The organism is Uliginosibacterium flavum (assembly GCF_040566545.1).
In the GTDB taxonomy this organism is placed as follows: domain Bacteria; phylum Pseudomonadota; class Gammaproteobacteria; order Burkholderiales; family Rhodocyclaceae; genus Uliginosibacterium; species Uliginosibacterium flavum.
Map to the genome: position 1 here is coordinate 1 of NZ_JBEWZI010000019.1, position 22,698 is coordinate 22,698.

Consider the following 22,698-nt stretch of genomic DNA (forward strand, 5'->3'; position numbering starts at 1 on the left):
GCGACTTGCGACTTGCGACTTGCGACTTGCGACTTGCGACTTGCGACTTGCGACTTGCGACTTGCGACTTGCGACAGACGCACGGCACAAAAAAACACCCCGGCAAGCTAACTTTCGGGCAGCTTCCGGGGCTTTTTACGTGCGGGGCACAGTGCCGCCTTAATGTCATTTTCGACCCCCATTCTGGAAACTTGAGGCCCAGAAGCACTTTTTTACGGTTTCAAACACCTCGTAGACCCGCGCCCAGCCTTGTTCTACAGACAATCAAATACGGCCGAAAAAATACTTTTTGCCTGCACTATCACCTCACCCTAAATAAGCCCGTATTTCTCCCGTTGATTGAACCATGGCAGCGCAGCACATGAGGCAAGGCAAACAAGCTCTAAAGTCTCAAGCCGCTCTGACGTAACAGACACACGAGCACACAGCCCGTGATTGCTTGCAAAAGCAAGCAGAAGTGAGAAACGCACATACAAGGAGCTTTATCATGGCCATGACCATCAACACCAACGTCGCGTCGCTGAATGCACAACGCAACCTGACGTCTTCCCAATCTTCACTGTCAACTTCCCTGCAGCGTCTGTCCTCTGGCTTGCGCATCAACAGCGCGAAAGACGATGCCGCCGGTTTGGCCATTTCCGAACGGATGAGCGCCCAGATCAAGGGTCTGACGGTTGCCTCACGCAATGCCAATGACGGCATCTCGCTGGCGCAGACCGCAGAAGGCGCACTCTCCACCATCGGTGACAACCTGCAGCGTATTCGTGAATTGTCGGTCCAGTCCGCCAATGCCACGAACTCGCAATCTGATCGCGATGCACTACAGTCCGAAGTAGAGCAATTGACCTCCGAAATCGACCGCGTGGCCAATCAGACCTCCTTCAACGGCACCAAGATCCTGGACGGCAGCTTCACCAGCAAACTGTTCCAGGTCGGCGCCGACGCTGGCCAGACCATCGGCATCAACAACATTGTCGATGCCAACATTGACAAACTCGGAACCGCCCAGTTTGCAGCAGCCACAACCAGCACGGCAGCAGTCTCGTCGGGCACGGCCACCGCAACCGGCACCGTCTCTGGCATGAGCATCAACGGCATCAGCATTGACACTATCGATATCGCTGTAGGCGATACCGGTGCCGACGTTTCAACCGACCTCGCTAACGCCATCAATGCCAAGATGGACCAGACCGGTGTCTATGCGTCGCTCGACAGCACCAACAAGCTCACGCTGTCTTCGGTGAAAGCAGGAAAAGATCTGGTCCTTGGCAGTCTTGGCTCTCTCACGGGTGGCACAGGTATCGGCCTTGTAACAGGCGGCCTCACAGCAGGAACGGCCGCGTCCCAGACGGCAGTCCATGCAAAAGATGTCGACATCTCGACTTTCACCGGCTCCCAGAAGGCTCTGGAGATTGTCGATAAGGCACTGACGGCAGTAAATTCGGCCCGCGCTGATCTGGGTGCCGTGCAGAACCGCTTCACCTCAACAATTGCCAATCTGGCAACATCGTCTGAGAACATCGCGGCAGCCAAGGGACGCATCACCGATGCCGACTTCGCCTCGGAAACAGCGAACCTGACCAAGGCACAGATCCTGCAGCAAGCAGGCACCGCAATGCTGTCACAAGCCAACTCGCTGCCACAGCAAGTGTTGAGTCTGCTGCAGTAAGCACTCAGCCAATCGCGCAATACCTCAGCCCGCTATCGCAAGATGGCGGGCTTTTTCACGTCTGATCGCCACAGAGCTGAATTGCCCCCAAAAACGCCCTTTTATCCCGGACCCGAAGCGTTCACTGCGGCATATGATGAGAATAAGCTCCCCTTGAACAACGCAGTGTTGCGACGAAATCGACGCGTCTAGAGCCCCTACAAAAATCCGGGACACTCAAAAGGAAACAAAATGATCTGCGGCGTTTCTTATAACGTATTCAACGGCGAAGAGCATCTCCTGCACTCCATAAAACAAATTCGCTCGTGCGTCGACTTTGTTGGTCTCGTTGCACAGAGAGTCTCCAACCTTGGGAATTTAGCAGATCCATCGTTGGAGTCTATTATCGATACGGCAATCCGATCCGGCCTGGCTGACAAAGTAACCTGGTACACACCCGACCTCGCCGCCCCACCGGTAATGAATGAGCTACATAAGCGCAATATCGGACTGAATGACGCCAAGAGCGCGGGAGTCACTCACTTCATGACCATGGACTGTGACGAGTACTATGACAGTAAAGAATTCTTAGCGGCGATTGACTTCATCCGCGACTGCCGCATCAAAGCGACATCAGTACGAACTTATCTACACATCCACAGACCAATCTGGCGATCACGACTTCCTGACAACACCTGCTGTTCTTTCCTGTCAGAGATCGACGCCAAGTCGGTAATCACTCTAAATTCGCCTTACCCCACATTCATAGACGGCACCAGAGGCATCAACGGAAATGGCAGACCATTCCATTTCTTTGATGAGCACATCATTGCCATGAAACACATGAATCTAGTGCGAAAAAGCATCGACTCAAAGCTATCAAATTCCTCAAACGCCGGCATGATCGATTTCATCAACAATGTCCGTACCATCTACAACCAATGGACCCCAGGAGAAACCTTGAATTTCCCGGGAAAGCCTCCAATGGAAATAATTGAAGTTCCGGACATATTTAACATTGACGCCATCTTTCAAACCAACGAAAAGGCCGCCAAAAATCCATGACCAAGAAAACAGTAATCCTGACAAACCACAGCCTCAGATACTATGCCGGCTCTGAGCTAACAACGTTTGAATTAGCCAGGGAGTTTCTTCGCCGAGACTGGGATGTGTATGTTGCTTGCTTTGAGCTCAGCCCCGCCATAAAAGATCTATTTAAGCCACTAGAGATTAGCTGGATAAACCTTGGCGAAGAACAATTCCCTCTGACTGACCGTAAGGTCGATCTAGTCTGGGGGCATCACTTCACCACTTTCGACAGATTATTTGCATACCACAGAATTAAATCTGAAAAATCAGTTTTTGTATCTTTGTCGCCTTTTGAACCACTCGAAAGCCCGCCGATATACGCCAAAAATCTTAGCGCCATCGGCGCAAACTCCATCGAAAACTTCAACGCCTTGACCCAACAAGGCTTCCCTTCTGAGCGCATATTCCTGTTCGAGAACAGCGTCAGCGAAGACTACTTCTCGTTGCAGCCCAGCAAAAAACCCTACTCCCCATGCAGCATAGCCGTAATTTCAAATCACGTACCCAATGAAATCCGAGAAATAAAAGGCAACAACAAACAGATCTCCATAGATTTTTATGGATTTGAGTACCAAAGCGTTCTGATCACCAAGGAAATCCTCTCCCAATACGACCTTGTTATAACTATTGGCCGGACAGTACAGCAGTGCTTTGCGCTAGGAATACCTGTTTACTGCTATGACAGGTTTGGCGGGCCTGGCTACATAGACATCTACAATTTTGAAAAAGCTGCGGCCTACAACTTCTCAGGGCGCTGCTGCCGAACAAAACTAGGGCACGTAGAATTAATCAAACACCTGCTATCAGGCTACCCTGATGCGGTAAAAAATCTTTCTATACTTAGAGAAATATCAATAAAAAGATTCTGCATATCAGACAACCTCAGCAACGCACTTAACTTCATTGCACCTTACAGCACAAATGAATTGCCGCTCGAAATATCATCAACCATAGCGAGGCAGTCTCTTTACCACGCCAAGCGAGAAAACACCCAAGCTGCCGCAAACGACCCAGCGAGGTCTAAATTCGAAGAGTCCACGCGCAACGTTTTCAAAACAGAAGAGCAAATAAAGAGTCAAACAGACAACAAGCAGCTCCAAGAATACGAAAATTACTCGACGAAAAAGTCATCATCAGCCAGAGCCATCGCTTTCTACCTGCCGCAGTTTCATCGAATCCCGGAGAACGACCAGTGGTGGGGAGACGGCTTCACCGAATGGGACAACGTGCGCCAAGGCAAGCCCTTGTTCGATGGGCATTATCAACCGCACATCCCAAGCGAGCTTGATTACTACAACCTTGACGATATCTCGGTACTCTCCAATCAGGCAAAACTAGCGCGCGAGTACGGCCTGGAGGGGTTTTGCTTTTATTACTATTGGTTCGACGGCAAGCGCCTGTTGGAAAAGCCCATTGATCAAATGCTGGCGCATCCTGAGATAGATCTACCATTCTGCCTTTGCTGGGCCAACGAAAACTGGACCCGTCGCTGGGACGGCGGTGAGCGAGAAATTCTCATCGAGCAAAGCTATTCCACAGACCTCAACGCCCGCTTCGCAGAAGACCTGCTGCCTTATTTCAGGGATAGCCGCTACATCCGCATCAATGGCAGGCCCGTGTTGCTGATCTACCGCACCGACATCATTCCGAGTCTTAAAAATACCATCGCCAGCTGGCGCCAGACCTGGCGTGATCACGGCATTGGCGAGGTCTATCTGGTTTGCGTGGAAAGCTTTACCGTCAGCCCGCCAGAAGCCAACGGCTTCGATGCCAGCTGCGAATTCCTGCCGCACCAGGTCGACTTTTCATCACTCCCCCCCTTTCCCTATCCACAGCAGCTGGCTGATCGCAGCGCCCGAATTGGCAGCTACGAAAAACTGGTGAAACAGCTGTGTGCTCGCCCGGCACCTCCCTACAAACGCTTCCGTGGCGTGGTGCCGGCTTGGGACAACAGCGCCCGCCGGCGCAAGGGCGGCGCCACCTTGTTTACGGGCTCTTCACCTGAACTCTACGAACAATGGCTGGCACATGCGATACGCCAGACCCGCATCAACTTTGAAGGTGAAGAGCAATTGCTCTTCATCAATGCCTGGAATGAATGGGGCGAAGGCTGCCATCTGGAACCCGACCAACGCTACGGACGGGCCTATCTCGAAGCCACGCAACGCGCACTGAGCGCACCCGTCGACGTAGATCTGCATTACGAACGCAAGCTCAAACCCTACCTTGACTGGATCGCCAGCACCGCAGAGCGCTTCCCGCGCGCCCTGCCCGAGCATTCCCTGAACAGCCTTGTTTTCGTCATCGACGCCACCACGAGCAGCGCCGGACTGGCAGACACCCTGGCAAGCCTTGACGCCTGCTGCACTGCCGGTGCCCGCCGGGTGCTTGTGGCCACACAGCCGCAGGGCGCAGAGCAGGCGGAATTCATCCAGAGTGATTCAGTGAGCGCCAGCTTGCTAAGTCGGATCAGTGAAATAGCTGGGGCCTGGCTATGCATCCTGAGCCCGGGCGACAAGATCAATCCGGCCGCCTTCCACGCACTCGCGGCGGCACTTCGCGAAAACTCGGTGCCCGGGCTGATCTACACCGACCACGATCTGCTGGATGAGCAGCGGCGCCGCCACAGCCCCAATCTCAAGCCCGACCCAGACCCGGACCTGCTCTACGCTGCCGACTACATCGGGCGCGCCGTGCTGATGCACTCAGCATTGCTGGCAAGCCCCGGCGTCACGGCAGATATGCTCTGGCCGGAAATCCTCCTCACCTGCAGCCTGGAAGCTACGCGTGACAGCAAGGCCCGCTGGCAACACGTTGCGGAAATCGCCTTCCACCTCGCGGACATCCGCCCCCCCAGCTTACCCGTCGCCCAGCGTGCCGCAATACTGGCCGCGCACTTCTCTCGCCACGGCATACACGCCGAGATACAGCAGGGGCTGGCGCCGGAAAGCCTGCGCATCAGCTATCAGCACGCCGAACGCCCGCTGGTATCCATCATCATTCCCACCCGCAACCAGCTCGGGCTACTGCGACGCTGCATCGAAAGTTGCACCGAAAAGACCAGCTATCCCCACTATGAGTTGCTGATCGTCGACAACAACAGTGACGACCCAGAGACCCTCGTCTATCTGCAGCAACTGATCGATCTCGGCCTGGATCAGCTGCAGATATTCTCCTACCCCCACCCCTTCAATTTTGCCGCCATGAACAACCTCGCGGCCAAGGAAGCGCGGGGAGAATACCTAGTACTGCTTAACAACGACACCGCCATCATTAAGAGCGACTGGCTGGAGGCGCTTCTCAATCACGCCCAGCGCCCTGAAGTCGGTGCTGTGGGCGCAAAACTGCTCTACCCGGACGGAAATATCCAGCACGCAGGCATAATCCTCGGCTTGCGAGGCCCCGCTGAGCACCCCTTTATCGGTAGCCCGATGCAGGCCGAAGGCTACAACCAGCGCCTGCTGCTGGACCAGCGCTACAGCGCCGTCACCGCCGCCTGCATGATGGTGCGGAAATCCGTGTATCTCGAAGTTGGCGGCATGGATGAGCGAGCCTTCGCCGTCTCGTACAACGACGTGGATCTTTGCCTGAAGATCGGTAGCGCCGGCCACGCCGTGGTATGGACACCACACGCGCTCGTCATGCACGTCGGCAGCGTCAGCCAGAAAGCCGAAGACCCGGCCAAAGACGCCGCCAAGCGCGAGCGCTTCAACAAAGAAAAAGCCGCGATGTATGAGCGCTGGTTGCCACAGCTCACCCGCGACCCGGCCTACAACCCCGGCCTCAGCCTCAACGGCAAGGGCTTCGAACTGGAGGCAAACCCGCTATTCCAAAGAAATCCCGGCAGCCCGAAACTCTACGCCCTGTGCGGCGACCAACAGGGCTCTGGCTTCTACCGCATCATCGCCCCTTGTGACCAGCTTGTCAGTGCAGGGCTCGCCACCGGCGCAAGCTCCCGCATCTATCTGCCCCCCCCGTGCGTTGCCAAAGCCGCGCCGGATGTCATGATCTTCCAGCGCCAGATCACCGACGAGCAGATCAATAGCATGCAGCAATACCGCAAGCTCATTCCGGCGAAAATGATCTTCGAACTGGACGATTACCTCCCCAACCTGCCGCTATCCAGCATTCATCGCAAGGACATGCCGCCCGACATCCTTCGCAACCTGCGCCGCGCCATGGCGCTGTGCGACCGTGTCGTCGTCTCCACAGAGCCGCTCAAGGCAGCGATGCACAACTTCCATCCGGAAATCGTCGTACTACCCAACTATCTACCTCCAGCGCAATGGGGCGGTCTACCCTCTCGCGGGCCTCACACCCCTGCGCGCAAGCCCCGCGTGGGTTGGGCCGGCGGCGCGGGCCACACCGGAGATCTGCGCTTGATCCGCGAAGTCGTGCAGGCACTGCAGGACAAGGTTGAATGGGTGTTCTTCGGCATGATTCCCGAAGGCGTCCACCCTGATTCGGTTGAATGTCATATTAGCGTAAGCCTGCGGGATTACCCGACCAGCCTCGCAGTGCTGGATCTGGACCTCGCACTTGCCCCCCTGGAGGACAACCGCTTCAATGCCTGCAAGAGCAATCTCCGGCTGCTCGAATACGGCATTTGTGGCTACCCGGTCATTGCATCCGACGCCCCACCCTATCGCTGCGGATTGCCTGTCACACTGGTCAAAAATCGCTTCAAAGACTGGGTGGAGGCAATTGAAGCCAAAATAGCCGATCCCGATGCTCTCAGACAGGAAGGCCTCACATTGCAGACAGTCGTGCGCGAAACCTGGATGCTAAAGGGCGAGAACCTCGCCCGCTGGCAAGCGGGATGGCTACTCGGCGCCACCTGAAAAATCATCCGCCTGGGCGTGGCTGCATAAACCAGCCCAGAGCGACTCCCCTGATTCCGGATGGACTGATGCCACACGCACGGCCTGAGCTGTGCCGAGTGAAGTAAATTGGTCCTGCCCGCCGATCAAAATATCGCGCTTTCGCCCAATCACCGGGCAAGTCGAAGCAACAAAGCTTCGTTCCCGGTGTCGGTGCTGCCCTGCCTTTTCATACCCATAAATCCGCAGTTGCGGTGCGCCGCGTTGGCGCAAGGATTCGTTATAGATCGGCCTGCGAGTGGCAGTGAGATTACCCATGCTGCAAGTTCATCAGCCGCAGCCCACCGAGCCGTTACGCAGCAACTTGTGCAACAAGGCCAGCCTCGCTCCTCACCTATGGATCAAGCGCTCGTTCGCGCGGTGGGTGGATCACCCAAACAGATGCTTCTAACTCTCTGTCTCTGTTCAGCCCTTCAGAAACGGCAGTTATTGCCGGCATATCGCAGCGATGCGGCAAGCAACGGCAATTTTTTCGTAGAACCCCTCCCGCTTCAAGCCCGACGAGCTTTACCTTAAATCCTCTGAAAGGCTTGCCAGATATGGTTCTTGATGAAGTGGCACACCCCATGCATAGGAGAAGCCAAGTCGATCTACCTGAGAGATGGTGGACACGAACCGACCGCAATGCTCAGTGCCTTGGGTCAGAGACTTCGGCTCAATCATCAAATCGTCTAGTGGAGAACTGAATCATGGCCATGACCATCAACACCAATGTGGCGTCGCTCAACGCCCAGCGGAATCTGACTACGTCGCAGAGTTCGCTTGCAACCTCGCTACAGCGCCTGTCATCAGGTTTGCGCATCAACTCTGCCAGAGACGATGCTGCCGGCTTGGCAATTTCGGAACGCATGAGCACCCAGATTCGTGGTCTGACCCAAGCATCGCGCAATGCCAATGATGGCATCTCGCTGGCGCAGACTGCAGAAGGCGCAATGGCAGAAATTGGCAACAATCTGCAGCGCATCCGCGAACTTTCAGTCCAGTCCGCCAACGCAACGAACTCCGACTCGGATCGCGTTGCGTTGAACCAGGAAGTCCAGCTGCTGGTCGCCGAAATTGATCGAGTGGCAAACCAGACGGCATTTAACGGTACCAAGATCCTGGATGGCAGCTTCACCAGCAAACTGTTCCAGGTCGGCGCCGACGCGGGCCAAACCATCGGCATCAACAGCATCGTCGATGCAAACGTGGATACGCTCGGCATAGCTCAGTTCGCCGCAGCATCAGCGACCACCGCCGCGCTTGTAACTTCAGGCGGCACAGCCACAGCTGCCGGCTCGTTCGGTGGTACGGTCATCAACGGCGTAACGATCGACACGGTAAATATCGCCATTGGTGACAGCAGCAGCGAAGTCTCGGCCAATATTACCAATGCCATCAACGCCAGGATGGATCAGACCGGCGTATTTGCCGAGGTTAACAGCACAACCGGTGTCCTCACCCTGAACTCACTGAAGGCCGGGCAGGATCTGACTTTCACCGCCGGCACGCAAACGGCCGGCACTGGTGTCACAGCCGCACTGACAGGCATTGCGGCAGGTACCGCAGCCTCCCAGACTGCAGTTCATGTCGAGGATGTGGATATTACGACCTTCATCGGCAGCCAGCGCGCCCTGGAAATCGTGGATAAGGCCCTCACAGAGGTAAATTCCTCACGGGCCGAAATGGGCGCCATCCAGAACCGTTTCACTTCAACCATCACGAACCTGCAGACTGCCACGGAAAACCTATCATCATCTCGCGGCCGAATCCTGGATGCAGATTTCGCGGCTGAAACCGCCAATTTGAGTCGTACCCAGATCCTGCAACAGGCGGGCACGGCGATGCTGGCCCAGGCCAACGCACTGCCACAGCAGGTCTTGCAACTGCTGCAGGGTTAAAAATATCCTGCTTCGGACAAACGGGGGCTGCGGCTCCCGTTTTTTTATCCACTGGAGATGCGCATCAAATGGCACTCTTGAAGCCTGCAAGCTGAAGAACAAGGATTGGCAATGGTCTACAAGCCACCATGCCGGAAATCCAATCCACACGCGGCTGTACAGACCGCCGCCATTCAAAACCGTCATTGCAGGCTCCGTCACTCGACGCATCCTGGCCGGCTCGTCCCCAAAGAAACGTGAGATCTCACCCTAGAAGCTCAGGTAACCCTGTGGAAGTTACCGAAGGCTCCGTTAATTCCTTCAGCAGGAAGAAATCCGGAGTGCAGATGAAGATCTGCCGGGCTCAACCTGTAACAAGAGAAACGCATTCATCAATTGGATAAGACTGCCATGAACAGGCGTGCAAACAAGCTTGCAACAAATACCGGAAACGGAATTCGAGCCCCCCTGCATGCCGCCGGACTCAGGCACTTAACCAAATGAGAATACCTGCCACGACAGGAGGTTAGCATCATGGCAATTCCTTCCCTCTCAGCATCACTTCCTGCCGCCCCAACGGCAAAACCTGCCGCAGCCTCCCCCGTGGCACGCCCGACTCGCAGCAACGAGTTGTCCGACGCAAACCCTGCAGCCTCTGCGGCAGATCTTGCGCGGATGCCTGATCCTGCCGTGCAGCCTCCCAGCCGCCAGCAAATCGATCAAGCCATGGAACAGATGCGCGAGGCATTGCCTCCTGTGGCACGAAACCTGCAATTCTCGCTTGACGAGGAAACTGGTCGCAGCGTTGTGAAGGTAGTGGACGCCACAACCAACGAGGTGATTCGCCAGTTTCCCAGCGAGGAATTGCTGGCCATCGCCAAAGCGCTGGACAAGTTCACCGGCCTGATGCTCAAGCAGAAGGCGTGACAAGGAAATGCCGTCCTGAGGACGGAATGCGAGGAACATCATGGCAGCCATAACTTCTGCAGGCTTGGGTTCGGGTATGGATATCGAGGGTCTGATCTCCAGCCTGATGTCGGCCGAGCAACGACCAGTCACCCTCCTCCAGACGAAGGAAAGCAAAGAGACCACCAAGCTGTCCTCATGGGGGCAGATCAAAAGCGCACTTTCCAGTCTGCAGGTAGCCGCTCAGGCGCTGGATACGCGCAGCGAATTCGCAACCTACAAAAGCAGCATTGCTGACTCCAGCGTAGCCAGCGTGGCGATCAACGGCACAGCCGTCGCAGGCAATTATTCGATTGAAGTCGGCCAGCTTGCCTCCGCGCAAAAAATCAAGTCGGCAGGTTATGCATCAATGAGCTCGGCTGTCACCGGCAGTACCTTGCCCGCGACACTGACACTCGAGATTGGCACAACCACAGCGGGCGTTTTCTCTGGCGACGGCAGCAAGACCAAAACCATCACCATCGACTCAAGCAACAACACCCTGAGCGGATTGCGCGATGCCATCAACGCATCCAAAAGCGGGGTAAGTGCCAGCCTGGTCAATGATGGAGGCAGTTCACCGTATCGCATGGTCCTGACGTCGGACAGCACCGGAACCGCCAGCACTTTCAAACTCTCAGGCCTCACAGACTTCAGCTATAACCCTGCCACGAACACCGGCACAGGGCTGAGCACGGTCAACACAGCAACCAATGCTCAGCTGACAATCGATGGCATGAGCGTCACCAAATACAGTAATACGATTACTGATGCCATTCAGGGCGTGACCCTGAATCTGAGCAAGACCAACGTTGCAAATGCCACCACCCTGACCGTTTCCAACGACACCGCTGGCGTGCAGACAAAGGTCGCAGCATTTATCAGTGCCTATAACTCGCTGAATTCCGTGATCAAGGTTCAAACTGCCTACGATCCGAACAGCAAGACCGCTGGCACGCTCAATGGCGACAGCACGGTCCGCAACATTCAGAGCCAGCTTAAAAGCATCCTGACGAGCGTGGTAGGCAGCGGATCAATGGCTCGCATGTCAGATGCCGGCATTGCTTTTCAAAAAGATGGCAGCCTGGCCCTTGATAGTGCGAAGTTCCAGGCCGCTCTGGCCAAACCCACTCAGGATGTCGCTGGACTGTTCGTCAAGGACGCCAGTAGCAGTTCCAACGGCGTGGCGAGCCAGATAGCCACTCGCGTTGCCTCGATGCTGGCCTCTGGCGGGATGCTCACCGCTCGCACCGATGGCATAAATGCCACCATCAAGACGCTGGATAAACGCATTGACACGCTCAACGACCGCTTGGTCGGCATAGAAAAACGGTACCGCGCGCAATTTACCTCTCTCGACACAACCATCGCGAACATGAATGGCACCAGCAGCTTTCTCACGCAACAGTTGTCTGCGCTGTCCAACCTGAGCAATTACTCAAACTAAGCAACCATTCCAAGTATCAAGGAGACGATCAATCATGTTTGCACGCAACTCAGCAGCCACTTACGCCAGGGTTGGCATCGAGACGAACGTGTCATCTGCTGATCCACATCAGTTGATCTTGATGCTTTTTGACGGCGCGTTGCTAGCGGTTAATTCCGCTGCCGCTGCCATTGAGAGCAAAGACAACCCTGCAAAGATCCGTCACATCAGCAAGGCTGTCGAAATCATCACCATGGGCCTTCAGGCCAGCCTAGATGCGTCGGGGGGGGAACTGACCGAACGATTACACGCACTCTATGACTACATGGGCATGCGTCTGGCGCTGGCCAATGCGCAAAGCAACACAGCCCCACTCATTGAAGTTTCTGGCCTGCTGCGCGACCTGCGCGAAGCCTGGGCCCAGATCAGCGACGCGACACGCGCCGAAACCACTGCACAGGAGGCATGATGAACACGCCTGTCACCCTGTATGAATCGATCCTTCAGCTGTCGCGCCGCATGGTTGCCGCAGCGGAGGCCAATGACTGGGATCTGTTATGCGCGCTGGAGAGCGAAGTCACGGCATTGCGCGAGCGGCTGCAGCAGGACGATCCGCCTGCCCTGCAAGCCTCGCTGGATGAGGCTACGCGTCAACGCAAGGCCACACTGATTCACCAGATTCTGGCCGATGACCGCGAAATCCGCAGCCATACCCAGCCCTGGATGGAGAGCGTCAAAACCCTGCTGGCCGGCAACGCGCGACAACGCTCCGTGCAACAGGCTTACGGCGCAGGCCGTTAACGACATTTCACCGGACGACAGGTCATGATCCCCTCAGACCTTGCCGTCCGCCTGCGCAGCCTGATCGATGCAAGCGTGCAACCTATGTCGGTGGCGCACGCGATCTCGTCCGATCTGCCGCGTTTCGAAACCGGTTCGCGCTTCACCGCGCAAATCCAGAACCCCTTGCCAGACGGCAGTTTTCGCGCCGTGGTTGAAGGCAAGACGATGACCCTGGCCTTGCCGGACTCCGCCAAAAGCGGCGATGTGCTGGAACTGATCGTCACCGAGCAGCGCGGCAGCACCATCCACGCCCGCCAGACCAATACGCTGCCCTTGCCCGCCATGAATGCCGGCGAGGTGCCCAAGCCCGTGCTCAGTCAGACCGGTCAGTTGATCAGCCAGTTGCTGACTGGACGCTTTGGCGAGCCCGAGCCGGTGCCACTCGCCAAGGGCGCAACGCTACTGCCTGCACCACCGCAAACCGCCGCCGAACTGGTTCCCCTGCTCAAACAGGCGGTCAGCAGTAGCGGTCTGTTCTACGAATCACACCTGCGCCAGTGGGTCGAGGGCAAACTGCCGCTCGCCACCCTGCAGCAGGAGCCTCAAGCGCAACAGCCGCCCCTGCCCGATCCAGCCGCCCCCCCTCTGTCAAGCCGCACCGCGCTTGAGTCTTCAGGCAGGGCGCCGCTAGATGCAAACGGCAAGCCACTCTCCAAGCTATCGGTTGAGAGTGAAGCCGCCAAGGTGATGCTGACACCAGCCAGCAGCGCGGACGACGCGGCCGAGCCAGCCCAGGCTCGCGCGGTTCATCTGGAAGCCTTTGCCGAGCAAGCGGGCAAAAGCAGCGCAGCCAAAGCCGTGGCGGAACCACTGATGCCGATAGTGCAACAGCAGCTCGAAGCCCTCGCCAGCCACCAGATGACCTGGCAGGGGCAGGTCTGGCCCGGCATGCAGATGCAATGGGACGTGAGCGACCCCGATCATCAACGCACCAGCGGCGATGAAGAGCTGCCGCAGATCTGGCGCAGCACCCTGCGCCTGCAACTGCCGCGCCTCGGGGACGTTCAAGCCCAGCTGGTTTTCGGCCCGCAGGGGCTGAGCGTGCAGATTGACACTGACAACGGCGTATCCGCCCAGCGCATGCGGGTGGCACAGGCGCAGTTGCAGTCATCGCTGGAGGCGGCGGGCGTGCCCATCATCCAGTTGCAGGTGAGCGAACATGCAAGCGCCTGAAGCACGTCAGGAGCAACCGGAACGCCGCGCCAGCGCGGTGGCCCTCGCCTATCAGGACGGCGATGGCGCGCCGCGCGTTGTCGCCAAGGGCAATGGCCTGATCGCCCAGGAAATCATCGACCGGGCGCGCGCCGCAGGCGTGTATGTGCACGAATCACGCGAACTGGTCGCACTGCTGATGCAGGTAGATCTGGATCAGAACATTCCGCCACAGCTTTACATCGCGATTGCCGAGCTGCTGGCCTGGCTCTACAAGCTGGAGCAAGGCCAGCAGGCGCCCCCACCCGAGCTGCCCGGTGATATAGTCGAGCAAGCTGCCGCACTGTAATTCCAACTCCAGATAGAAACGATACTTTGTTGACTTCGCCTTGCCGTGCTACAGCACTGTCTGCGGGCTCGTCGTCGCGTCTCTATCTGGAATTGGAATAAATAGCCGGCGGTACCTGATATTTCAGAAGCTGTTCACGATCTGTTGCGAGAGGCCGTCAGCGGGGTGAAGAGCAGCGCAGGAACCGGAGTGTATGTTGATACACGAGGATTCCGAGCAGCGCATGAGCCCCGATCACGGCCTCGCAGTAAGATCATGGACTGCTTCTTAGAGCCTCCAGAATGACAAAAGCGACCACACCCGAGCCCAAGTTCGAGCTTCTGCAAGCCGACGATTATTCGCAATACCTGCTGCGCGAGCCACGCGAAATCGCCTTCGTGCTACGCCAGCTGGCCGCCCGGCGTTCGATGGTCACCGCCCATTTTGGCGAACGCAACGAATTCCTGCTGACCACCGTCATTGAAGTCGCCGCCGACAACAAAAGTCTGCTTGTCGATCTGGGGCGCGAAGAAACCATCATCGCCAATGCCATGGCCTGCGGCAAGTTGCTGTGCGTGACACAAATCGACAAGGTCAAAGTCCAGTTCCCGCTGGAGCGCCTGGAACGCGTCACTCACGAAGGCTTCCCGGCCCTGCGTGCGCCCCTGCCCGATGTGCTGCTGCGCCTGCAGCGGCGCGAGTATTACCGCCTCTCGGCGCCGGCTGCCGACACCCTCAGCTGCCAGATCCCCTTAGCGAATGATCGTCGCATCACGGCCCGCGTCATTGACATTTCGGGCGGAGGCATCGCGGTGCTGGCTCCGCCTGATGACACCCTGCTGCAGCCGGACATGAGCTTTCGTAACTGCCAGCTGGTGTTGCCCGAATTCGGCGCCATCACCGCCACCGTGCACGTGCGCAGCCTGTTTCGCATGACCCAGCGCAACGGCCAGGACATGCTGCGCGCCGGCTGCCAGTTTCAGGATCTGAGCGCACCAATGGCCCACGCCATCCAGCGCTACATCCTGCGCATCGAACAAGATCGCGCCAGCCGCAACGTCTAAACATGGCGGCCAACACCACTTCCGACGCGATCACCTACATCCGCTTGTCGGTTGTCGCAGCGCTGGCCACGATCATCCTGAAGTTCATCGCCTGGTGGCTGTCCGGCTCGGTCAGCCTGCTTTCGGATGCGATGGAATCCTTCGTCAATCTGGCCGGAGCGATCTTTGCGCTGGTGATGCTCAAGATCGCCGCCGAGCCGCCCGATGCTGATCACCCCTGGGGCCACAACAAGGCCGAGTATTTCTCCAGCGGCTTTGAAGGCAGCCTGATTTTCGTCGCTGCCGGCGCCATCCTGTGGGCCGCCATTCCGCGCCTGTTTGCACCCCAGCCACTCGAATCACTGGGCATAGGCCTGTGGTTCTCGGCCGCCAGCACCGCCATCAACTTCGCCACGGCAATCACCCTGCGCCGGGCCGGCAAACGCCTGCATTCGGTGGTGCTGGAGGCTGACTCAGCCCACCTGATGACCGATGTATGGACGTCGGTCGGCGTGGTCGGCGGGCTGATCGGCGTGATGCTCACCGGCTGGCTGTGGCTGGATGCGGTGATCGCCATTCTGGTAGCCCTGCACATCCTGTCAGAAGGCTGGAAACTGATGAGCGGCGCCGTCGGCGGGCTGATGGATCACGCTATGGATGCCGACGAAATCCTGCAGATCAAACAGATCCTGCGCAACTATGCCGAACGCAACGTGCACTACCGTCACCTGCTCACCCGCCGCTCCGGCACCCAGCGTTTCGCCCACGTCGACATCCTCGTTCCCGGCGACTGGAGCGTCGAGATCGCTCACACCCTGCTCGACGAAATCGAAGCCCGGATTGCCGCAGAAGTTCATGGCACACAAACCACGACCCATCTGGAGCCGGTATATTGCGTCCTCAATACCGCTCCACCGGCCGCCACCAAGCCAGTCGCAGCCGCCCGTTCACCACAGGAATAAAGATGCTCTACTCACTCGCCCGTCCCGTTCTGTTCTCGCTCGACCCCGAATGTGCCCATGACCTCAGCCTGTGGGGCATGCGCAATTTCGGCGGCTGGATGCCATCAGTGAGCATGCAGGAAGGGGAGACCGTCGAAGTGATGGGCCTGCGCTTTCCGAACCGCGTCGGCCTGGCCGCCGGTCTCGACAAGAACGGCGAAGCCATCGATGCGCTGGCCTCCTTCGGCTTTGGCCACATCGAAATCGGCACCGTCACCCCGCGTGCTCAGCCCGGCAATCCGAAGCCGCGCATGTTCCGCATCCCGGCCAAGACCGCGATCATCAACCGCATGGGCTTCAACAACGACGGCGTCGACAACCTCGTCGCCAACGTTCGGGCCAGCCGCTTCAAGGGCATCCTCGGCATCTCCATCGGCAAGAATTTCGACACGCCGATTGATCAGGCGGCCGACGATTACATCAGCTGTCTGGACAAGGTTTATGGCCACGCCAGCTACGTGGCAGCCAATATTTCCTCGCCGAACACCAAGAATCTGCGCCAGCTGCAGGGCGAATCAGAACTCGACAGCCTGCTCGGCCGCCTCAAACAGCGCCAGACCGAACTCGCCCAGGCCCATGGCCGCTACGTGCCGATCGCCCTGAAAATCGCGCCGGACGTGGATGAAGCTCAGCTCACCAACATCGCCGACGCCCTGCGCCGTCACCGCATCGACGGCGTGATCGCCACCAACACCACGCTCTCGCGCGATGCCGTGATGGGCCAAGTCCATTGCAACGAAGCGGGCGGCCTGTCCGGCGAGCCCGTGCGCGAGCGCTCTACCGAAGTCGTCCGCTCGCTGGCCGTCAAACTCGGCGGCGAAGTGCCCATCATCGGCGTCGGCGGCATCACCCAGGGCGAGCACGCGCTGGAAAAGCTCCAGGCCGGCGCGACGCTGATCCAGCTCTACACCGGCTTCATCTATCGTGGCCCTCAGCTGATCAGCGACTGCGTCAAAGCCACGCGCGTGTTTGAACGCGATGCGCCGGAAACGGTCGCTTAATCCGCCAGCGGCGGAGTGCTGAGTTCTGAGGATTGAGTGCTGAATGGGCATGCCTGTAGAGCCGCGCCCAGCATGCGTCTTCTGGCAAGGGTGTTGAAGAGGCTTATTGGATGAGCCTCTCCGAGCACCGCTGTAGGTCGGGCTTTAGCCCGACATCCTCATTGCCACACCCGCGTCGGGCTAGAGCCCGACCTACGAAAGGTCTGCCTCACGAGCGCTAGCGGACGTTTTTACTCAGCACTCAATCCTCAGAACTCAGCACTTGCGGCGGTCTTATGCCGCATCTGCATACACCTATAACACCCCTGCGCTTTGGTTTCACACTGCGGACGGGGATAATCGTGTCCAAACTTCGGGCAAAAATTCATGGCTCACTACATTTTTCTGATCATCGGCGCCGTTCTGGTCAATAACGTCGTCTTCGTACGCATCCTCGGCCTGTGTCCGTTTCTCGGCGTTTCCAAGAAACTGGAAACGGCCATCGGCATGGGCGCCGCCACCACTTTCGTGCTCACCCTGGCCTGCGGCAGCAGTTACCTGATCGAGCACTGGCTGCTCATTCCCTTCGATGTCGCCTATCTGCGCACTTTGTCTTTCATCGTGGTGATTGCCGCCATCGTGCAGCTGACCGAACTGGTGATCCAGAAGACCAGCCCCGTGCTGCATCAGGTGCTGGGCATCTACCTGCCGCTGATCACCACCAACTGCGCGGTGCTGGGCATTCCGCTGCTGTCGGTCAATTATCAGCACAATTTCATGGAGGCCCTGCTCTTCGGTGCCGGCAGCGCCACCGGCTTCTCGCTGGCGCTGGTGCTGTTTGCCGGCATCCGCGAACGTCTGGAGGGGGCCGAGGTGCCAGCGCCATTCAAAGGCACGGCGATTGCGTTGGTCACCGCCGGGCTGATGAGCCTGGCTTTCATGGGTTTTGCCGGACTGGACAAGTTCTGATGTTGTCAGCTCTCCTCGTAATGGCGGGTCTCGCCATCGTCATTGGTGCCGCACTCGGCTTCGCCTCGCTCAAATTCAAGGTCGAGGGCGATCCGCTGGTCGACAAGATCGACGCCATCCTGCCGCAGACACAATGCGGCCAGTGTGGCTTCCCGGGCTGCAAACCCTATGCCACCGCGATTGCCAATGGCGAGGCGGACATCAACTGCTGCCCCCCCGGCGGCGATGACGGCATCCACAAACTGGCCGATCTGCTGGGGCGTGACTACAAGCCGCTGAACGCCGAAAATGGCGTTGAGAAACCCAAGGCCGTGGCCTTCATCGACGAGCAGACCTGCATCGGCTGCACCCTGTGTCTGCAAGCTTGCCCGGTCGACGCTATCTCCGGCGCGGCCAAGCAGATGCATACCATCATCGCCCCGCTGTGCACCGGCTGCGAGCTGTGCATCGCGCCCTGTCCCGTGGACTGCATCACGATGCAAGTAGTAGAAGAAACCGTGGATACCTGGAAATGGCGTTACCCGACCTTTCTGCTCAAACCCGTTGCTGAGAGGGCCTCCGCATGAACGCGCTGCGCAAACTCTTCAGTTTCAATGGCGGCGTGAAACCGGCCACCAACAAGACCGACTCCTCGCGCGATCCGATCGTGACGCTGGATCAGCTGCCCCTGCCCGCACAGTTCGTGGTGCCGCTGCATCAGAGCGTGGGCGGCATTCCGCAACCTCTGGTGGAAGCCGGCGAGCGCGTGCTCAAGGGCCAGCGCATCGGTGGCGCCGACGGCAATTTCTCGGCCGCCGTGCATGCACCAACGTCCGGCACCGTGCTGTCGGTGGAGCCACGCCTGATGGCGCACACATCCGGCCTGTCGATGCTCAGCGTGGTGATCGAGCCCGATGGCAAAGAGGAATGGACCGAAACCACGCCACTGGACTGGCGCAAGGCCAGTGCCGACGCCGTGCGCGACCATCTGCGCAATGCAGGCGTGGTCGGTCTGGGGGGCGCCGTTTTCCCCAGCCACATCAAGCTGCGCGCGGGCCGCACGACGCCGATGAAGTCACTGATCATCAATGGCGCCGAGTGCGAGCCCTTCATTACCTGCGACGATCTTTTGATGCGCGAGCGTGCCGACAAGGTGCTGGCCGGCGTCAAGATCATGCGCGAGTTGCTCGGCGCGCAGGAAGTGCTGATCGGCATCGAAGACAACAAGCCCGAAGCCATCGCGGCCATGACGGCCGCCTGCACCGCAACGGGCGACGCCACACTGCAGACCATTGCCGTGCCGACCCGCTACCCCGCAGGCGGCGCCAAGCAGCTGATCCGCGTGCTGACCGGCATCGAAGTGCCGCATGGCGAACGCTCCACCGACTACGGCGTGCAGTGCTTCAACGTCGGCACCGCCTATGCGATTTTCGAGGCCATCGAACTCGGTCGTCCGCTGATCTCGCGCATCCTGACGATTGCCGGCAACGTCGAACATCCGCGCAACTACGAAGTGCTGTTCGGCACGCCGATGGATTTCATCGTCAAGCAGGCCGGCTGGAAGGACGACACCAACGCCTTCATCATGGGCGGTCCGATGATGGGCTTCCGCATGCCGGCTTTCGATGTGCCGGTGGTCAAGGCCACCAACTGCATCATCGCCGCCAGCCCGCGCCTGTTCGCCCCGCCCCCGCCCGAAATGCCCTGCATCCGCTGCGGCGAGTGCGCCCGCGCCTGCCCCGCCGACCTGCAACCTTTCGAAATGTACTGGCACAGCCGTTCCAAGAATTTCGGCAAGGTGCAGGAATACAACCTGTTCGACTGCATCGAATGCGGCTGCTGCAGCTATGTGTGCCCCTCACATATCCCGCTGGTCGATTACTACCGTTTCTCCAAGACCGAGATCTGGGCGCGCGAACGACAAAAGGAAGCCTCCGACGAAGCGCGTGTGCGTTTCGAAGCCCGCAACGAACGCGCTGAACGCGAGAAGCGCGAAAAGGCTGAAAAGCTCGCTGCCCGCACAGCCGCATCCAGAGCCGCTTCCGCAGCCACCAGCCCGGAGAGCAGCGCTGCGCGTGCCTCTACAGACATGTCATTGGAGACGCCCGCTGCGAGCGGCTCTGCAACCGACGAAGGCAAGAAGGCCTTGATCGAAGCGGCCATGGCTCGCGCCAAGGCCAAGAAAGCGGAAGCCGCTGCGAATGCCCTCTCCTCCAGCCCTTCTGGGAGCGTTGAGGCGGCACTAGGCGCTACACCGGTAAAGCAGGAGCTCGATGCAGCAGGCAAACAGGCCCTGATCGACGCCGCCATCGCCCGCGCCAAAGCCAAAAAAGCCGAAGCGGTGGCGGGTGAAGATGCTGCGCCGGCAGCCGAAAAGCCAGCCAAAAAAGTCCTGAGTGAAGAAGAAAAGAAAGCCCTGATCGACGCCGCACTGGAACGCGCCAAGGCCAAGAAAGCCGCCGCCGAAACTGCCACAGAACCGAAGGACACCGCACCATGAGCAGCCTCGTCAACTGGGGCATCCTCGGCTACGCCCGGATCGCCCGCATGCAGGCCATTCCGGCCATCGCCGCCGCCGGTAACAGCCGCGTCCACGCCATCGCCTCGCGCGACGCGGCCAAACTCGCCGAAGCCTGTGCCCAGGTGCCGGGCGCCGTCGGCTACGCCAGTTACACCGACGTCCTCAACGATCCGGCCGTGCAGGCGGTCTATATCCCGCTGCCCAATTCGCTGCATCGCCAATGGGCGATTGCCGCGCTGGACGCCGGCAAGCACGTGTTGTGCGAAAAGCCGCTGGCCCTGAATGCCGCCGAGGCGCGTGAAATGACCGCGGCCGCGCGCAGCAACGAACGCCTGCTGATGGAAGCCTTCATGTATCGCTACACCGACCGCACAACTCAGTTGCGCACGGTGCTGGAATCCGGCGTACTGGGCAAGATCCGGCATGTGAATGCCAGCTTCCGCTTCCTGCTCGACCGTGCCAGCACGATCAAGATGCAGCCGGAACTGGGCGGCGGCGCGCTGTATGACGTCGGTGTGTATCCGCTCAACCTGCTGGGCCTGATTGCTGGCGACGCACTTCCGGTCGCCGTGCATGCCGAAGGCGAATTCGACAATGGCGTGGATGTGAACGTCTCGACGCTCCTGCGCTACGAATCCGGCCTGCTCGCCACGCTGCACTGCGGCTTCAATGCCTTCGGCCAGATGGGCGCCGAGATCGTCGGCACGCAAGGCCGTCTGCTGATGCCCGATCCCTTCCTCGGCGATGCCGGTGAACTCACCCTCGTCACCGCCCAGGGCACGCGCAGCATTCCGGTCGTCGCTACCGACCGCTACGCCTCGCAGGTGCGCGACTTCGCCGCCGCCATCCTGCAGAACCGCGCGCCACTGCTCTCGCTTGATGAATCCATCCGCAATCTGGACGTGCTAGACATGATCCGCGCCAGTCTGAAAGCTCACTGACACCATGATCAACAATTCCCCCTACGTTCGCGCCCAGGCCAGCGTCACCCGCGTGATGCTCAAGGTGCTGGCGGCCCTCGTACCGGCGATTGCCGTGTATGTGTGGCAGTTCGGCCCGACCATCCTGATCCAGTTGGCACTGGCGACAGTCACGGCACTGGCCAGCGAAGCGCTGATGCTGAAGCTGCGCGGCAAGCCGCAGCCGCTTTTCCTGACCGATCTATCGGCGATTGTGACGGCTTGGTTGATCGCCCTAGCCTTTCCGCCCATGGCGCCCTGGTGGGTGATCGTCACCGCCACGGCCTTTGCCATTGTCGTGGCCAAGCATCTGTACGGAGGCCTCGGCCAGAACCCCTTCAACCCGGCGATGGTGGCGTACTGCGTGATGATCGTGGCCTTCCCATCGCTCATGACGCAGTGGCCTGGCGACATGCGGATGCAGGCTGCGGCACTGGCCGAGCACGCTCAGGTATTTCCGAATGGCCCGGCCATGGCGCTGGACGCCATCACCAGCGCCACGCCGCTGGACGCGCTGCGCACGGGTCTGCGCGCAGCGGGCAGTTCGGTCGCCAGCGTCAGCGCTGACCCGGCCACCTTCGGCAGCGTCGCCGGACGTGGCTGGGAATGGATTGCGCTGGCCTACCTGATCGGCGGCCTGTGGCTGATCCAGCAGAAAATCATCACCTGGCACATCCCGGTGGGCTTCATTGCCGGGCTGGGCGTGATTGCCGGTGCCTTCTGGCTGGGCGACAGCACGCATTACGCCTCGCCATTACTGCACCTGGCCGCAGGCGGCTCAATGCTTGGCGCTTTCTTTATCCTGACTGACCCGGTATCGGCCGCCACCACGCCTCGCGGCAAGCTGATCTTTGCGGCCGGTGCCGGACTGATCGTCTATCTGATCCGCGTCTTCGGCGCTTACCCGGATGGCGTCGCCTTTGCCACGCTGCTGATGAACATTCTGGTGCCTTTGATCGACATGAAGACCCAGCCGCCGGTCTTCGGTCACAAGAGCCCGCGCAAGGACGCATGATGCAAGAAGACAACCCGAACAGCTCCGCGCCCGAAGCCGCAAGCGCCAAGCAAGAATCCGT

19 protein-coding genes are annotated in these 22,698 nt (G+C 59.0%); 18 read left to right on the forward strand and 1 reads right to left on the reverse strand.

Going from position 1 to position 22,698, the window contains the following annotated elements:
- The first annotated feature begins 487 nt into the window (after nt 1-487).
- The 3 genes from ABXR19_RS15450 (at nt 488) to ABXR19_RS15460 (ending at nt 7,578) form a co-directional block, all read left to right on the forward strand.
- Nucleotides 488-1,669 (forward strand): flagellin, encoded by a 1,182-nt coding sequence (locus ABXR19_RS15450; protein WP_354602042.1) that lies wholly within the window; start codon nt 488-490, stop codon nt 1,667-1,669.
- Between the two features lie 231 nt (nt 1,670-1,900).
- Nucleotides 1,901-2,713 (forward strand): hypothetical protein, encoded by an 813-nt coding sequence (locus ABXR19_RS15455; protein WP_354602043.1) that lies wholly within the window; start codon nt 1,901-1,903, stop codon nt 2,711-2,713.
- On the forward strand, nt 2,710-7,578 hold the full coding sequence (locus ABXR19_RS15460) for a glycoside hydrolase family 99-like domain-containing protein (RefSeq protein WP_354602044.1): 4,869 nt from the start codon (nt 2,710-2,712) through the stop codon (nt 7,576-7,578). Before ABXR19_RS15455 ends, ABXR19_RS15460 begins: the two co-directional genes overlap by 4 nt.
- Here the strand turns inward: ABXR19_RS15460 and ABXR19_RS15465 are convergent.
- Complete coding sequence (locus ABXR19_RS15465; protein WP_354602045.1) at nt 7,561-7,875, reverse strand: hypothetical protein; 315 nt, start codon at nt 7,873-7,875, stop codon at nt 7,561-7,563. The two genes, ABXR19_RS15460 and ABXR19_RS15465, sit on opposite strands and share 18 nt — an antisense overlap.
- A gap of 431 nt (nt 7,876-8,306) precedes the next feature.
- Between ABXR19_RS15465 and ABXR19_RS15470 the strand changes: the two genes are divergently transcribed.
- The 15 genes from ABXR19_RS15470 (at nt 8,307) to ABXR19_RS15540 (ending at nt 22,637) form a co-directional block, all read left to right on the forward strand.
- Complete coding sequence (locus ABXR19_RS15470; protein ID WP_354602046.1) at nt 8,307-9,497, forward strand: flagellin; 1,191 nt, start codon at nt 8,307-8,309, stop codon at nt 9,495-9,497.
- Between the two features lie 513 nt (nt 9,498-10,010).
- The gene (locus ABXR19_RS15475; protein ID WP_354602047.1) at nt 10,011-10,403 is read left to right on the forward strand and encodes a flagellar protein FlaG; all 393 of its coding nucleotides are present in this window, start codon (nt 10,011-10,013) and stop codon (nt 10,401-10,403) included.
- A 76-nt stretch (nt 10,404-10,479) separates the two neighbouring features.
- Nucleotides 10,480-11,868 (forward strand): flagellar filament capping protein FliD, encoded by a 1,389-nt coding sequence (gene fliD, locus ABXR19_RS15480; RefSeq protein WP_354602091.1) that lies wholly within the window; start codon nt 10,480-10,482, stop codon nt 11,866-11,868.
- Between the two features lie 34 nt (nt 11,869-11,902).
- On the forward strand, nt 11,903-12,316 hold the full coding sequence (gene fliS / locus ABXR19_RS15485) for a flagellar export chaperone FliS (protein WP_354602048.1): 414 nt from the start codon (nt 11,903-11,905) through the stop codon (nt 12,314-12,316).
- On the forward strand, nt 12,313-12,648 hold the full coding sequence (locus ABXR19_RS15490; RefSeq protein WP_354602049.1) for a flagellar protein FliT: 336 nt from the start codon (nt 12,313-12,315) through the stop codon (nt 12,646-12,648). Before fliS ends, ABXR19_RS15490 begins: the two co-directional genes overlap by 4 nt.
- A gap of 24 nt (nt 12,649-12,672) precedes the next feature.
- The gene (gene fliK, locus ABXR19_RS15495) at nt 12,673-13,863 is read left to right on the forward strand and encodes a flagellar hook-length control protein FliK (protein ID WP_354602050.1); all 1,191 of its coding nucleotides are present in this window, start codon (nt 12,673-12,675) and stop codon (nt 13,861-13,863) included.
- On the forward strand, nt 13,850-14,191 hold the full coding sequence (locus tag ABXR19_RS15500) for an EscU/YscU/HrcU family type III secretion system export apparatus switch protein (protein ID WP_354602051.1): 342 nt from the start codon (nt 13,850-13,852) through the stop codon (nt 14,189-14,191). Before fliK ends, ABXR19_RS15500 begins: the two co-directional genes overlap by 14 nt.
- A gap of 281 nt (nt 14,192-14,472) precedes the next feature.
- Nucleotides 14,473-15,234, forward strand: a complete 762-nt coding sequence (locus ABXR19_RS15505; protein WP_354602052.1) for a flagellar brake protein — start codon at nt 14,473-14,475, stop codon at nt 15,232-15,234.
- Between the two features lie 2 nt (nt 15,235-15,236).
- Nucleotides 15,237-16,175: a cation diffusion facilitator family transporter gene (locus tag ABXR19_RS15510; protein ID WP_354602053.1), complete on the forward strand. Its 939-nt coding sequence runs from the start codon at nt 15,237-15,239 to the stop codon at nt 16,173-16,175.
- A gap of 2 nt (nt 16,176-16,177) precedes the next feature.
- On the forward strand, nt 16,178-17,215 hold the full coding sequence (locus ABXR19_RS15515) for a quinone-dependent dihydroorotate dehydrogenase (protein WP_354602054.1): 1,038 nt from the start codon (nt 16,178-16,180) through the stop codon (nt 17,213-17,215).
- 366 nt (nt 17,216-17,581) lie between these two features.
- Nucleotides 17,582-18,163 (forward strand): electron transport complex subunit RsxA, encoded by a 582-nt coding sequence (gene rsxA / locus ABXR19_RS15520; protein WP_354602055.1) that lies wholly within the window; start codon nt 17,582-17,584, stop codon nt 18,161-18,163.
- Nucleotides 18,163-18,729, forward strand: a complete 567-nt coding sequence (gene rsxB, locus ABXR19_RS15525; protein ID WP_354602056.1) for an electron transport complex subunit RsxB — start codon at nt 18,163-18,165, stop codon at nt 18,727-18,729. Before rsxA ends, rsxB begins: the two co-directional genes overlap by 1 nt.
- The gene (gene rsxC, locus ABXR19_RS15530; protein ID WP_354602057.1) at nt 18,726-20,642 is read left to right on the forward strand and encodes an electron transport complex subunit RsxC; all 1,917 of its coding nucleotides are present in this window, start codon (nt 18,726-18,728) and stop codon (nt 20,640-20,642) included. The genes rsxB and rsxC overlap by 4 nt, the downstream gene beginning before the upstream one ends.
- Nucleotides 20,639-21,604, forward strand: a complete 966-nt coding sequence (locus ABXR19_RS15535) for a Gfo/Idh/MocA family protein (protein WP_354602058.1) — start codon at nt 20,639-20,641, stop codon at nt 21,602-21,604. The genes rsxC and ABXR19_RS15535 overlap by 4 nt, the downstream gene beginning before the upstream one ends.
- A gap of 7 nt (nt 21,605-21,611) precedes the next feature.
- Nucleotides 21,612-22,637, forward strand: a complete 1,026-nt coding sequence (locus ABXR19_RS15540; RefSeq protein WP_354602092.1) for an RnfABCDGE type electron transport complex subunit D — start codon at nt 21,612-21,614, stop codon at nt 22,635-22,637.
- Nucleotides 22,638-22,698 lie beyond the last annotated feature (61 nt).